General features: G+C 63.5%; 18 protein-coding genes and 1 pseudogene. 13 read left to right on the plus strand and 6 right to left on the minus strand.

All coding sequences use genetic code 11. From position 1 onward, the window contains the following. Both OXS27_RS29900 and OXS27_RS29905 read left to right on the plus strand, forming a co-directional pair. Positions 1-374, plus strand: a 374-nt coding sequence (locus OXS27_RS29900; RefSeq protein WP_267361160.1) for a hypothetical protein, incomplete at its 5' end; no start/stop codon positions are given. A gap of 101 nt (positions 375-475) precedes the next feature. Next, complete coding sequence (locus OXS27_RS29905) at positions 476-802, plus strand: PilZ domain-containing protein (protein WP_267361162.1); 327 nt, start codon at positions 476-478, stop codon at positions 800-802. Positions 803-811: 9 nt separating this feature from the next. On the opposite strand, the gene OXS27_RS29910 is transcribed toward OXS27_RS29905, so the two are convergent. From OXS27_RS29910 to OXS27_RS29920, 3 genes are all read right to left on the minus strand, one after another. Next, positions 812-1153: a hypothetical protein gene (locus OXS27_RS29910; protein ID WP_267361164.1), complete on the minus strand. Its 342-nt coding sequence runs from the start codon at positions 1151-1153 to the stop codon at positions 812-814. A gap of 783 nt (positions 1154-1936) precedes the next feature. Further along, positions 1937-2209 carry a DUF1488 domain-containing protein gene (locus OXS27_RS29915; protein ID WP_267361166.1) on the minus strand — a complete coding sequence of 91 codons (273 nt, stop codon included), beginning with the start codon at positions 2207-2209 and terminating at the stop codon, positions 1937-1939. A gap of 174 nt (positions 2210-2383) precedes the next feature. Further along, on the minus strand, positions 2384-2596 hold the full coding sequence (locus OXS27_RS29920) for a hypothetical protein (protein WP_267361168.1): 213 nt from the start codon (positions 2594-2596) through the stop codon (positions 2384-2386). A 253-nt stretch (positions 2597-2849) separates the two neighbouring features. On the opposite strand from OXS27_RS29920, the gene OXS27_RS29925 reads away from it, so the two are divergent. Both OXS27_RS29925 and OXS27_RS29930 read left to right on the plus strand, forming a co-directional pair. Further along, positions 2850-3266 carry a hypothetical protein gene (locus OXS27_RS29925; protein WP_267361170.1) on the plus strand — a complete coding sequence of 139 codons (417 nt, stop codon included), beginning with the start codon at positions 2850-2852 and terminating at the stop codon, positions 3264-3266. Beyond that, entirely contained in the window at positions 3263-3406 is a 144-nt protein-coding gene (locus tag OXS27_RS29930) for a hypothetical protein (protein WP_267361172.1), read from the plus strand. The genes OXS27_RS29925 and OXS27_RS29930 overlap by 4 nt, the downstream gene beginning before the upstream one ends. A 150-nt stretch (positions 3407-3556) precedes the next feature. Here OXS27_RS29930 and OXS27_RS29935 read toward each other — a convergent pair whose 3' ends face one another. Together OXS27_RS29935 and OXS27_RS29940 are read right to left on the minus strand one after the other, a co-directional pair. Next, on the minus strand, positions 3557-3766 hold the full coding sequence (locus OXS27_RS29935; protein WP_267361174.1) for a hypothetical protein: 210 nt from the start codon (positions 3764-3766) through the stop codon (positions 3557-3559). Between the two features lie 604 nt (positions 3767-4370). Then, the gene (locus OXS27_RS29940) at positions 4371-4502 is read right to left on the minus strand and encodes a hypothetical protein (RefSeq protein WP_267361176.1); all 132 of its coding nucleotides are present in this window, start codon (positions 4500-4502) and stop codon (positions 4371-4373) included. A 231-nt stretch (positions 4503-4733) separates the two neighbouring features. On the opposite strand from OXS27_RS29940, the gene OXS27_RS29945 reads away from it, so the two are divergent. From OXS27_RS29945 to OXS27_RS29980, 8 genes and pseudogenes are all read left to right on the plus strand, one after another. Continuing rightward, the gene (locus tag OXS27_RS29945; protein ID WP_267361178.1) at positions 4734-5486 is read left to right on the plus strand and encodes a bacteriorhodopsin; all 753 of its coding nucleotides are present in this window, start codon (positions 4734-4736) and stop codon (positions 5484-5486) included. A gap of 65 nt (positions 5487-5551) precedes the next feature. After that, positions 5552-6469, plus strand: a complete 918-nt coding sequence (locus OXS27_RS29950; protein WP_267361180.1) for a Brp/Blh family beta-carotene 15,15'-dioxygenase — start codon at positions 5552-5554, stop codon at positions 6467-6469. Positions 6470-6988: 519 nt separating this feature from the next. After that, the gene (locus OXS27_RS29955) at positions 6989-7510 is read left to right on the plus strand and encodes a hypothetical protein (protein ID WP_267361182.1); all 522 of its coding nucleotides are present in this window, start codon (positions 6989-6991) and stop codon (positions 7508-7510) included. A 2-nt stretch (positions 7511-7512) separates the two neighbouring features. Further along, positions 7513-7953 carry a YetF domain-containing protein gene (locus OXS27_RS29960; RefSeq protein ID WP_267361184.1) on the plus strand — a complete coding sequence of 147 codons (441 nt, stop codon included), beginning with the start codon at positions 7513-7515 and terminating at the stop codon, positions 7951-7953. 156 nt (positions 7954-8109) lie between these two features. After that, positions 8110-8535 (plus strand): GAF domain-containing protein, encoded by a 426-nt coding sequence (locus tag OXS27_RS29965; RefSeq protein ID WP_267361186.1) that lies wholly within the window; start codon positions 8110-8112, stop codon positions 8533-8535. Positions 8536-8607: 72 nt separating this feature from the next. Next, positions 8608-8910, plus strand: a complete 303-nt coding sequence (locus OXS27_RS29970; protein ID WP_267361188.1) for a hypothetical protein — start codon at positions 8608-8610, stop codon at positions 8908-8910. Between the two features lie 25 nt (positions 8911-8935). Further along, positions 8936-9607, plus strand: coding sequence for a response regulator (locus tag OXS27_RS29975; RefSeq protein WP_267361190.1), 672 nt, complete (start codon positions 8936-8938; stop codon positions 9605-9607). A 134-nt stretch (positions 9608-9741) separates the two neighbouring features. After that, positions 9742-10240, plus strand: a pseudogene (locus OXS27_RS29980) (transposase); the annotation flags it as partial. 179 nt (positions 10241-10419) lie between these two features. On the opposite strand, the gene OXS27_RS29985 reads toward OXS27_RS29980, so the two are convergent. Next, complete coding sequence (locus tag OXS27_RS29985) at positions 10420-11571, minus strand: acyltransferase (protein WP_267361192.1); 1152 nt, start codon at positions 11569-11571, stop codon at positions 10420-10422. A gap of 212 nt (positions 11572-11783) precedes the next feature. On the opposite strand from OXS27_RS29985, the gene OXS27_RS29990 reads away from it, so the two are divergent. Beyond that, positions 11784-12829, plus strand: a 1046-nt coding sequence (locus OXS27_RS29990; protein ID WP_267361194.1) for a hypothetical protein, incomplete at its 3' end; no start/stop codon positions are given.

Here is a 12829-nt window from a genome sequence, read left to right on the forward strand (position 1 = left end):
ACGATGACGCGGCCGCTCGGCGCTATCTCGCAGGACTGGCCCCGGTTGCTCAGGGGTCGGTGCGCTGGCTTATCTACGATGATACCCGGCAATGGGTTTCGGTTGTGGATGGCGAGATCGCCCCGCTGCGAGAAGACTGCGAGCAGGTGCTCAGGGCATCGCGGAAAGGCGACGTCACAGCATCCTTCGTCGATGCGATCCGCGAGTTCCTTACCGAGGGAACTGATTGCACCACGCAGATCGTAGCCCTCTCGTGCGCCGTCTTGATGCACAGCATCGGTGATCTCGACGCAGTTTTCACTCAAATGCAGTCTGGCGTCATGGCAACCCTCGTCTACGCCGAGGATGTGGTCGTTCGCCCTATCGCCGCATGATCGAAGCCGGCGCAGTCGAAGAGCGGCATGCCGTATTCGACCCAGATCCGAACAATTCGAATGTTCCTCGTTAGTGGCCCTCCACCTTGGACGTGCATCCTATGCGGAAATGGCTCAGGGCACTTTCGATGATTGAGCGTCGTGCAGAAGATCGGACCTGCCTCAACATCCCCGGCATGATCCTGGTCGACGAGCACAGGACCGTTCCCTGCATCATTGCCGACCGTTCAGCGACCGGCATCCGGGTCACGTTGCCAAACACCGAAACTCTGCCGGAAGTCTTCATCCTCACCTTCGACGACACCGGTGAGGCGCTCGTCTGTCGCGCGGCTTGGCGAAAGGCTGACCAGATCGGCTGCATCGCCGACGTGCTGGTGACCGCCTGGCTGGTGAAGCCAGCGCTCAAGCCGCAGGTGGCTTGGCACTGAGGCATAGCGCTACTCCGCCGCTTGCCGCTTCGCCTGACTGCCGGGCACGTCTAGCCCGATCGCCTTGGCCAGTTCGGAACGCTGCCCTGGATCATGATTCCGCACGGCGCGAACCGGCTTCACCGGGTCGACTTGCGATTGAGCCTCGATCCGATGCGACATGCGACCGACGCCCATCATCGAGCGCAACTTCGCCGTCACACCGATCAGGACCAGCAGACCGATCACCAGCGCGAAGACCGAGAGCGTGTGCTGGATCGCGTCGTCGTACTGGCGCCCGGCGTGGATGATCAGCCAGCCCACCCCGACGAACGTGGCGGCCGCGCTCAGCGGGATCAGCGGATCGGACATCAAGACATCAACGAGCCGGGCGCCGATCAGCTTCAGCGGCTCGTCGCCGCGCTAACCCCCGGCACGCTACTCAGGAAGCGGGTCGATGACGATGTCTCACCCGGCACTTAATCCAAGCACGAGTTGCTGCGCGATGAGCATCAGCCCGGCCAGCGCTCCACCGACGACGAGTACATCGGTAAGGCCGCGTTCGGGCTCAGGGCGGCTCCGAGCCATAGCACGGCTCGGTGCGTCTCGGGGGCGAAGCTGCACGACGTTGTCCGACCGGTCCATGACCGCCTCCAGCATCATTTCTGGCTCGTATCTGGTGCCGTCTGGCGCGGTCCGGCATGCGCAAGCGCACATTCTCGTCGGCTGCGGCTGCGGCTACAGCGGCATGAACGCGCGTGCCTCAACGACTCCCAAGTCGCTCGTCCGATTTTTGCGACGCGTGTGGCGCATGCCTCAAGGGCTTTGCGTTGTTTCGAGACTGCCTCGTCAAGACCGCGACCAGGATCACCGCGGCCCCAATGAAAAGGAAGGCGGCCACCCACAGCAAGACCTTAGATAGCAGATCGGTCATCCCTCGGTATTAGGCAATCTGTCTTGCCTGCAGATTTCCGAACGGTTGCAATTGAAACATTCGTGCGTCGAACTTCCGGCCTCCGCAATCTACCGTGCGATCAGCTTTGCGCCCGGGGACCACCACCCCCTCTTCGCAGATCCTGCACCTGGAGCGGCGGCATGATGCTCGCCGCCCCCATCCAGCACATCAAGGCGGTCGAACTCCGGTCTCGCGTCTTCCTAGACGAAGTCCGTATCGTCGAGCTCGAGGATACCGTTCGGCGCACCCTCGCGCTCGTACTTGTTGATCGCAACGTCCTCGATTTCGGTGCGGTAGTTCAGGAAGACGACGAGCGGGTCAAACGACAGATCGTTCACATCAGTCAGAGCGTGCAGCAGCTCAATTGGAATCCGGCAGGGAATTACCCGACTGTCGAGCATGCCGAAGCGCCCGTGGTCGAGCGTCTCCTCGTCAATGACCGGCTGGCCCGCCTCGTAACGCTCCAACGGCATGGTGGACCTCCGAACTCCGCCTTCTCGCATCGGAGCACCCTGTCGGTTGGTCAATCGGTGCCCGCATATCCGTCTCCTAAGAGACCATCCTCACCGCAGCCGAGTAGCCCCATAGCCGACAGCACGATCACGCGCGATGACCTTCTGAGATGCGATTATGTGGCTTGGTCAGGCTTAAACGCTGATGTCGATCACACGCTTCTGAGGCGCCGGCAGGCCTCGAGCATCCTTTTGAGCCTCGGAGCCTGCTTCGTTGGACTCGGGCACGACCATCGTCACAGTATGCAGACCGGCGCGATGCTCGATTGCAGCTTCGGCCCTCGCCGACTGGATTAAATCCGTCGCTTTCAACAGTCCGACTGCATCGATCGAGGTGGTGATCGTCATGGCTCCGGCCTCCTCGCGGATGAGCAGACCACACGATCGATGATCGAACGGTTTCGTTGCTATGATCAATGCGATGTATTCGAGGCGGCCTCCCCAACCCGGACCAGCGCTGGATCCGCCGCGCCGATTGGGAAGCCGAGCGGATCGGCCCGGAGCCGCCGCCGCGCCCCACACAACGTCCTGATCGAGCGCCAGGACGGCAGCCGGGTTGTCCGGCCGTTCCGTAGCCTGCGGAAGGTGATGGAGGTGGGCCATGAATGAACGCGGCACCACCATGGGCACGCAATCGCGCCAGACGCTCAGGATCGCCGGCCCGGGCCTAGTTCAGAAAGGCAACCCCAACCTGGTCAGCGTTGCGCCATATCACCTCGGCTCGCAGTGTGATGCCTTGCTGGCGTATCGACAGATCAAAGCGGCCAGGGAGGAGAACCTTACCAGCAAGTACAAGCTTGGCCCCCTTTTGGGACAGGTCTCGGACCATGCAGTCGACAGTACGGCAGTGATCATCGAAAGCAATTTTTGCCCCGAGATATGTTCGGCAACGCTGTGTTCCGCGTCTATTAAGCATGATCAACGCTCTCGATTTGAAACATACCGGCCTATTAATGGCTTGTTTAGCAATCTTCGGACCGTAGCCGTGGATGCGCCCAACATCGTCGGGGCAGCATGAGCGACACGAATAAGAAGCTACCTTTCCGCACCGGCGACAGCATCCTGCACAAGCCGTCCGGCGAGACGTGGGTTTGCGCATGGGCCGATCCCGCCACCGGCTACCTCTCCTGGCTCGGCTGGCCACCGAGCGAGGCGTGAATCTCCGATTTCGAGCTGGCGAAGGCCGTGGATGACGCGGGCCACCGGAAATGGCTCCTGGAACTCAAGAACTCCGCTCGACGCGATGTCGGCCGTGCGCTGCGGCTCTACGGTGGTCCCGATGCTGAGGAGGTGATCCATGGGTGAGCATCATTCGCCGATGAACTGCACCCTCACGAAGTCTTCGCCTCTTTCGACAACCTCGCAGCGGTGCCGCACCTGGATCGACATTGCGATCAGCAGAAACCAGTCGGGGAGTCGGCTGGCGTCTGCAAGCTCCACGAAGGCAGCTTGGTTGCCATCGCGCTTGGCGAGGCAGTCCACAGTGTGGAACAGGTCCCCAAATACAGCAGAAGCCACCTTGAAGCCTACTCGCGGCTTTAGAGGGTCGGCTGGTAGGCAACCTCTGCTTGGTTTGGTGTCAGCGGATTTTATGCAACTTTTACAGAAATCAAAGTCTTTTTATTTTGAGCGTGTCTCAAATTCGCCAGTCGCAACTTTGAATATCTTACCGATGATTGGATTCGATATACGACATCAAAGTTTGCGACCACCTCGACCGGCGTTTTTAATCGCGTTGACGGTTTGATCGTCGTAGGCCTCCACGATACTGAATCAGCGAATTTTACGCCGATCTTTAGATCGCTGCTCCAAATTAGCTCACAGCGCTGGAAAAGCGAAAGTCCTGCCGAAATTAGACGGAAAATATTTGGCGGGGCTGAATGCCGATCAACTTCGATCATAGCCCCGGATCTGCTCAGGTCCCAAACGAGACAGTCGAGGCTGCCTTGTTTCGCGCGCTCAGCCTTTGTCCTCGCTTCATCTCCAACTCCTCTGGTCCAGGCTGATCCTCTCAATCAACCAGTCCAAAGCCAGCTGGTTAAGTCACAGCTTCCCCCTCCAGCGCCGCGGCCACGAACCGAGCCCATGCCATGGCATCTCGCGATAGCCCGACGCGTTCGCATCATGCAGTGGTGACGTCGGCCTCGATCGGCACGCGCACGACCTCGACGCCGCTGCGCTGTACCTCCCGCTCCATTTGCTTCGTGGCTACGCGCCACGTCTCGTACTCGAGCGGCAGTTTGCCACCGTCCACAAGCCTAGCCTCCGAAGCGGACGACGCTGCTACGGACGCTGAGGCTTTCGGCTACGGCAGCTGCGACGCTTTGTGGCTAATGGGAGGGCGGAAAGCCTTCAGCAGCGGCTCTAGTGAAGGTCACGCCCGACTGCGACAATCACCCTACGAAACGTTCTCGCTTGAGGTCGATTGTGGACGTGCTGCCACGTTCGTGCGCAGCTGCTTCATCCCTATCCTCATGAGAATTCGATGACGCCTCAATTTTGGCTGTGGCTCGGCTGTGCCGGCATGGCGGCGGGAGCGGCCGTGATCCTGTTCATGGCGAAGCGACGGACCCCCGCTGAGGAGGCTGATGGGATCATCCACGGGATTGTACCCATCATCGCAGCCTGCTCCTACTTCGCGATGGCCACGGGACAGGGAAGCCTCGTCCTTCCAGCAGGGCCCGATGCGGCTGAGGCTGCGCGGCAGTTCTACTTTGCGCGCTACATCGACTGGACGTTCACGACGCCCCTGCTGCTCGTCGGCCTCGCTCGCACCGCGATGCATTCCGGCATGCGGCGCCCGGCCGTCGTGTGGGGGCTGATCGGATCCGACCTGATCATGGTCGTGACTGCCCTTGCCTTTGGCCTGTCCGACGTCGCCGCGGTGAAGTGGACGTGGTTCGCCATTTCCTGCGGCGCTTTTCTGGCAGTGTTCTACGGGATCTTCGTGCAACTGCGCGAGGAGAATGCCGGGGAGCGGGGCGACGTACGGAAAGCTTTCCTGCGCAATGCCGTGTTCCTCACGGGGGTGTGGTCCGCCTATCCGATCGTGCTGCTCGTCGGCCAGGATGGCCTCGGCTTCCTGTCGCCCACGCTAGCTCTGGCGGCGATCGCCATCCTCGATCTGACCGCCAAGGTCGTCTACGGAATCATGGCGACCTTGGAGACGACACACGCTGTCGACCGCGATTTGAAGGACGACCGCGGGGCCACGACGCCGCTGCGTCGGGCGGCTTGAGGCGGATGGCAGCTCCGTCGCCTGTCTCCCTCATCGGGGATACTGCCGGCGCGAGCCGCCACCGCGTGCCCGTTCGGCGCGCATGGCTGCTGCAGGGCGCGGGCGTTCTGATGGGTCTCGGGCTGGTCGCCTCAGCCTGTCTGCCACGCGAGAGCTCATGGCTCGTGGCCCTGGCTGGGGTGATCGTTTTGGGGGTTCCGCACGGGGCGCTGGACGGCGCGGTGGCAGCGCCGCTGCTGCGTCCCCGCTATGGACGAGTGTGGTTCGGGGTCTTTGCATTCCCTTATCTCGGTCTTTCCGCGCTGGTGCTCCTGGCGTGGCAGATCCTGCCTCTCGTCACCCTAGCGACGTTCCTCGCCGTCTCGGTCCTGCATTTCGGCCTGGAAGATGCAGGCCCGGGCAGACCAATTGAGGCGCTCGTGCGTGGGGGCCTACCGGTCGCACTGCCAGCTCTGTTGCACCCGGACCAGACGGCGGAGGTTTTCGCGGTCGTGACCCGTTCGCCAATGCCGCAGCTTCCGGTGTGGTGGTCGACCGCCGCGTGGCTCTGGCTTGCCCTTACTGCGGCTTGGCTTCTCACGCGCGGGACCCGACGGGGCGTGCTCGGCGAGATGATCGTCCTGGCGGTGAGCTTTCTGGCGCTGCCGCCCCTCACGGCCTTCACCCTATATTTCGTCGGCCTCCATGCCCCAAGGCACATGCTCGCCCTGGTACGGGACCCAATCAAGGCCCCCGGCGTGCACTCTATGCAGCGAGCCGTGCTGGCTTCGCTGCCGATCTTCGCTCTGACCGTCATGCTGGGTGCCGGCCTCTGGCCGCTCTATGCCGCCAGTTCGTCCGGTGCGGCGGCGACCCTCTTGGTCGTCACGCTCCAGATGCTGTCAGCTCTGACCGTGCCGCACATCCTCCTCGACCGGATCGCGGCGCGGCACCAGGGCTCCGTTGCTGCGATGACGGCGAGGTGCGAAAATCCTGCTGGCTAACGCCAGGACAAGTTCTAACGCCGACGCTCAGTGTTCCTCCCCGCGGGGCTATTCCACCGCGGACCCAGCGGGACCGGAACGGGCAGTAGGGGATGATCTCGGGAAGCTAGCAAGCCAGCGCGGACGGCTTCAGTCCAACCACCTGCCGGAGGATGTCGTCCGCTTCCTCGCCACCGTTCGAGTGGCCTGAAACGAATCCTAGAGCGTCCGCTTCCGCCAAATGTCCGTTCGGAAGCGGACTGCCTCAAAACCACCCAATCCAGACGTTCACGAGTGTCGCTTGACGCGACTCGTACTGGTCGTGAGCGGAATAGACGCTTCGGAGGGAGACGGCCAGAAAAGCATACGGACGTCACATTTGTCGACGTCGCTCAGGGCCTAAGCAAGTTTGTCCGGCCGGTGCGCGTTGAGTTGGCCTCAGTCCCGTCAAAGAGCGCGGCGTCCTCCACCAGGGCGAAGCCGTCCGATCTGTTACAAAGGCTGCGGCGGGAATTTTAAACGCCACGGGAGCGAACTGCCTTGGAAGTCATCCACGACGATCCCCCGATGCCGGAGGAGATTGCGAACGGGTTCTACCCGGCGTTCGAGGACAGATGGCGGAAGGCGGAGCTCGCAGGCCGGTTCGTTATGCTTGGCTTCGTGCTGGTCTGCGCCCTGGGGTTGCTTGGGCATGGTCCGTTCAGCGAGCGCAGCCTGACGAACAAGGACGGGTCGATCAGCATCCGATACGAGCCGGTGGTGCGTTTCGGGGGCCCCACGATCATCCGCTTCGACACAAGGGTTCCACCCGGCGGCGACAAGGTGGCCGTGACCATCGCCAAGGATCTCGTCGACCAATTCGGGCTTGAGAGCATCACGCCCCGGCCGGCGACCTGGGAAATTGCCGGGAGCAACATCCGCCTCGTCTTCCCGGTGCAGGTCGGGGAGAGCCACGCGCTGATCCGCTTCACCGGCTCGCCAGCCTTCCGGGGCGGGGTGGATCTCACCGCTCGGCTTGATGCCGGAGAGACCTTATCCTGGTCGCAGTACGCGGTGCCCTGATCATGAACACCGTCCTCAAGGCCGCCGCGGCGTACGTTATCGTCCTGTTTGTCATCCGGCTGATCGGGCGGCGCACGGCCAGCCAGCAAGCCCCCATCGACATGGTGGTGCTGTTCCTGTTCGGCGGCCTGAGCGTCAGCGCAATCCTGGGTGACGATCACTCGTTTACCGGCGCGATGAGCGCGCTGTTCACCGTGGGGCTCATGCACGTCTCGGTATCGTGGCTGAAGCTACGCTTCGTTTGGTTCGAGCGGATCGTCGACGGCACCCCGATCGTCGTCTACCGCGACGGCGACTGGGACGAGACCAACATGCGGCGCCTGCGCATGCAGCAGGCCGACGTGCGCACGGCTGCGCGCCAGCAGGGGCTGGACGACCTGGGGAAAGTCGCCGTCGCCATCGTCGAGCGGGACGGCAAGGTGTCCGTCATTGAGAGGGAATGATCGGGCGGACGGTTCGGGGGGTGAACCCCCACTCATCCAACCAAGGGCCCCCGAGCGGGACGATGCGTCCTAGCAACCGCCGTGGAAACGCCGTGTTGTCGACCGCCCAGGCTGACCTGCGCGGCACGAATTCGCCGCCTCGCATCGGCAACCACCGTGAACCCTGCCAGCGAGGCGACCATGACCGATCCGACGCAGCTACCACCTGGGGTCGCGAACGCCCGTCGCCTGGACGCCCTACAGGACTACGCCATCCTGGACACTCCCCCAGAACAGGGGTTCGACGACATCGTCGAGTTGGCCCGGCTGACCTGCGCGGTTCCCGTTTCCCTCGTCAGCCTCGCGGCGGGCGACCGGCAGTGGTTCAAGGCCCGCTCGGGATTCGACTTTAGCGAGACCACGCTGGACAAGTCGGTCTGCGCGCACGCCCTCGCCGAGCCCGACCTCTTGGTCATACCGGATCTGACGCTGGACCCTCGGACGCGCGACAATCCACTCGTGACCGGTGGGCCGCACCTGCGCTTCTACGCCGGTGCACCGCTGCAGGCGACCGGCGGGGGCGCCTCGGCAGCCTGTGCGTGATCGACATGGTCCCGACCGGACGGGCTGACCACGCCCCAGGCGACCGCCCTGCGGGCCCTCGCCGGTCAGGTCATGACCCAGATGGAACTGCGCCGCGCGATGGCCGAGCGCGAGAGCGTCCTGGCCGGCCAGGCGGTCCTGATCGAGCAACAGAACGCGCTCATCTCGACACAGGCGTCCGTGACCCAGGCGGCCGGGTATCGGGACGCCATCCTCGACATCCTCGTCGCCGGCGCGATGGCGGCCGTACCACAAGCCGAAGGTGGGGTGATCGAGATGCGTGAGGGTGACGAGCTCGTCTACCGCTCGACGCGCGGGCCCCTCGCACCCCATGCCGGTCTCCGGGTTCCGGGTTCCGGTCCGCCCGGACGGTGATCGGGCGGGACAGGATACCATCCTGGTGGTCGACTACGATTCTGCGACGCGGGATCTCGTCGCCCGCTTCCTGGAACGTGACGGTTTCAGCGTCGCCGTCGCAGTCGACGGTAAGGAGGGTCTTGGGTTGGCCCGGTCCTTGAGGCCTCGGGTGATCCTGCTCGATGTGACCATGCCGCAGATGGACGGATGGGCGGTACTGCGCGCGTTGCGGGGCGATGCCGAACTCGGGCATACGCCGGTCATCATGGTTACGGTGCTGGGTGAGCGGAACCTCGCATTCTTCCTAGGGGCCACCGGCTACCTGCAAAAGCCGGTCGATTGGGACGAGCTTCAGGAGGTGATGGACCGCTTCCGCCCCCAGGTTCACGAGGGCCCGTTGCTCGTCATCGACGACGACGACGCAGCCCGCGAGCGGATGGCAGTACGCCTGTCCCGCGAGGGCTGGCGGGCGACGAAAGCCGAGAACGGAAAGGCAGGGTTGTCGGCCGTTGCGGCGGAGCGCCCGTGCATGATCCTCCTCGACGCCGATGCCGGAGATGGGCGGCTTCGAGTTCCTGGCAACCCTGGGGGCGAGGCCGGAATGCGGTTCGATTCCGGTAATCGTGCTGACGGCGAAGGATGTCGACAGCGACGACCGGAGGCGTCTGGCCGGCCGCGCCGACTGCGTCCTGCAGAAAGGCCAGGTCGGTCTTGATGACCTGCCGGGACTGATACGTCCCCTCATGTTGCTGGCGGTCCGGGACCTTCCCGCACGGGACGAGCCGTGAGGCGTATCCGGTTTTGGATGGACATCCGCATTCTCTATCGGCGGAGCGCCTGGCATCCACGCAATACGGACGCGCGCCCCGCGGCGAGCGCTGCCGGTTGCTCGTGCCGCAGGGGCACTACAAGACCACCACCGTCACCGCGGCACTGAGCACCACCGGCCTGTGCGCGCTCAGCCTCAAGGATGGCGTCACGAACGGCCAGCGCTTTCGCAGTTACGTCGCCGTCAACCTCGTCCCGGTGCTGAAAGCCGGCGACACCGTGATCCTCGACAACCTGCGGGCCCACGAGGTCGCCGGCGGGCGCGAGGCGTTCGAGGCGGCGGGTGCCCGGGCCCTCTACCTTCCGCTCTACAGTCCCGAGTTCAATCCGATCGATCCTTCGACAGGCTCAGGATGAAGAAATCTTGTCCAAGCTGAAGCATCTGCTCAGGACTGCTGTCGCCCGCACCGTGCCCGACCTCTATACAATCATCCGCGAAGCCTTCACCGGCTTCACCCCAGACGAGGGCTGCAACTGCCTCACAGCCGCCGGTTACGACGATGACTTGGCCGTCGCTACAGAGACGGGAATAACTCCAGTTCAGGAGTTGGAATGCCGCGCGCGCGCCGCTCGTGCACTCGTGCTCGCGGCACAATCCGAAAGCTCTGTCAAACCACGGTATGCGCTCAAACAGACTCTGACGCCTCCACCCAGCCGGACACGGCGTTGACCGATTCAGCCGGCTTCAGAGTCCCACCATTAAGGCGACGGCGGCGCAGCGACTACCGGAAGCTGGCGCGGGGGGAACCGATCGGTCAGCACCGTCCGCAGCAACCGCTGCCCCGGCCTCTCGATGAACCGCCAGATCATAGCCGATCCGACGAACAGGACGAGTATCGTGAGGCCGAGAGCCAGCAGGCGACCGCAGGATGGGAAGAGTCGTTCCAGCATCGCGTAGCCGATCCTCTGGTGGATCAGATACATGGGATAGGTGGCTGCGCCGAGAAGAACCGTCACGCCGCGTCGCGCGCGCATCGGCGGTCGCCGCAAAGCTGCGGCGACGATCGCGATCACCGCAATGTTCAGCACCGCTCCCACCCAGACGTTGAAATCTGTTCCGGCATAATAGGCCCGATGGTAGCGGATCTCGTTCGTGCCCTGAATTAAGGCCAGTGGCAAGATCAGTCCGAAGAATACGGGGAATCCAACAAATCTGGATTTGTAAAATATTTCATATATTACTATCCCGGCCGCAAAATAGGCGCTGTATTTCGTCAACAAGATGTACGACAGGGTGCCGCTTTTCCAACTGTAGATATTCAGGGCAGAGATGATCATCCAGGCGGCAACGATCTCTAGGGTATAGCGTCCGTAGGCGGAGGCCGTTTTGAGCAGGAAAATCCAGGCGTAGAAGATGAGCTCGCAGACGATCGACCAGTAAACACCGTCGACGAATTGCGCGCGGAATGCCGGTGCGACGATCGCCAGATTGGCGAGCCACTGCACGCCGTCGAGAGCCTCGCCCTGCGGACCGAGTGCCCAAAGGACGAGGAAGCTGAACGACATGCAGAAGAGAAAGCCGGGATAGATGCGCGTGGCCCGGGCGATCAGGAACGCACCGGCGCTCCGATTCTCGGCGGAGTAGCTGATCACGAACCCGCTGATGACGAAGAAAAGCTCGACGCCGAGGTAGCCGTACTTGGTGACGCAGTGGATCTCCTGAAGCGAGAACGTCGTCATGCCGTCCCGGGCGGCGCCTCGAAAAGTGTAATGATAGAGTATAACGGCAAGGCACGCGACGACCCGCAGGATGTCGAGGCTCTCGAAGTGGGGCCGCCCGGGCGGCGCCCGACCCGAGGCGTTTCCAATGCTCGGCGCAGCTGGATCGCTCGGCGCGGAGATCGTTGTCATGGTCGGGTTACCGTACGACGAGGCGGTCGATTTTGGTCCACGGCCATGATTACGCCTGTGCGGGCCCGCGCAATCGCCCCAGCGGCGTAGCCCGGAATTGCCGTCCCTCAAGCCGTCGGGCCGGTTGTCGGCCCCTTTGCATGGCCTCATCCTCGCACAGGCTCGCCAGCCACACGGGTTCGCGTTGGCGTGGGCAGCGTGCGGAGAGGCGTATGCCGGCGCTCGACCGGAAAGAGGATACGGGCGAGGCCTGGTGGCGCGACGTCGTCCTCGCGCTAGGGCTCCTGCTGTCGGCGGCTTCCCAGCTCAGGATCGGCAGCCTTCCGGTGGGGCCGGGCGAGTTGTGCCTTCTGATCTGGATCTCCGCGCACGTCTACGAAGCGATCTTTTGGAGCCGGATCGTGCTTACGCTTGCGGGCCGCCGCATCCTGGCCTACTGGGCGTTCTTCGCCGGTACGCAGTCGCTCGGGCTGCTGATGGGCCTCGCTCTCAGAGACCATCAGGATCAGGCCCACATCGTCCATGAGATCCTGGCCTTCTCCATCGCCGCCGCGGTGAGCAGCCTTTGCCTCGCCAGATCGAACGCATCGGAGGGGTTGCGCCGGACGGCCTGCCTCGTGACGCGGATCGGGGGCGCGTCGCTCGTCTACCAGATCGCCTGTGGCCTCCTCGACCTCCGGGTTCCGGGGATCGACTGCTGGTACTGGGACCGCTTCCGGGGCTGGTCGGACAATCCCAACCAGCTCAGCCTTCTCTGCACGTCGCTCGTCCTCATCGCGGTCTACGCGGCCGAGACAGCGTTCGGGCGCCGGGAGCAATTCGTACTGCTGCTGTGGGGAACGCCTGCCTTCGTGGCCGGACTCATAACGAAGGGCAACTCCTTCCGGCTCGCCATCATCGTCGCGCTGGCCGTCTTCGCCATCGCTAAACTGCGCCGCTTCCTTGTCGGCGATTATGCGCGCACCCCCTATCGCTTCACCCTCGCCGTCCTCGTGATTGGGTTGGCGGTGCCTTTGGGCCTCACGGGCGCGCTGGTCCTGCACGAGGTCAAACTTGAGAGCGTCGCCAAGGACATGTCACGGGATGCCGATCAGACGCTCGATGAGGCCGCCGTTCGCGTCTATCTCTGGGGCGGCGCGATCCAGAAGGGCTACGACTCCTTCTTCCTTGGGCTGGGACCCTCCTCGCACGTCCCTGTTCCGCCCGAAGTGGTGGCGCGCCAGAAATGGGCGCGTACCGCGACCGAGGAAGGCTTGGG

Origin of the sequence: Methylobacterium sp. GC_Met_3, from assembly GCF_026540775.1 — a bacterium.
Classification (GTDB): Bacteria; Pseudomonadota; Alphaproteobacteria; order Rhizobiales; family Beijerinckiaceae; genus Methylobacterium.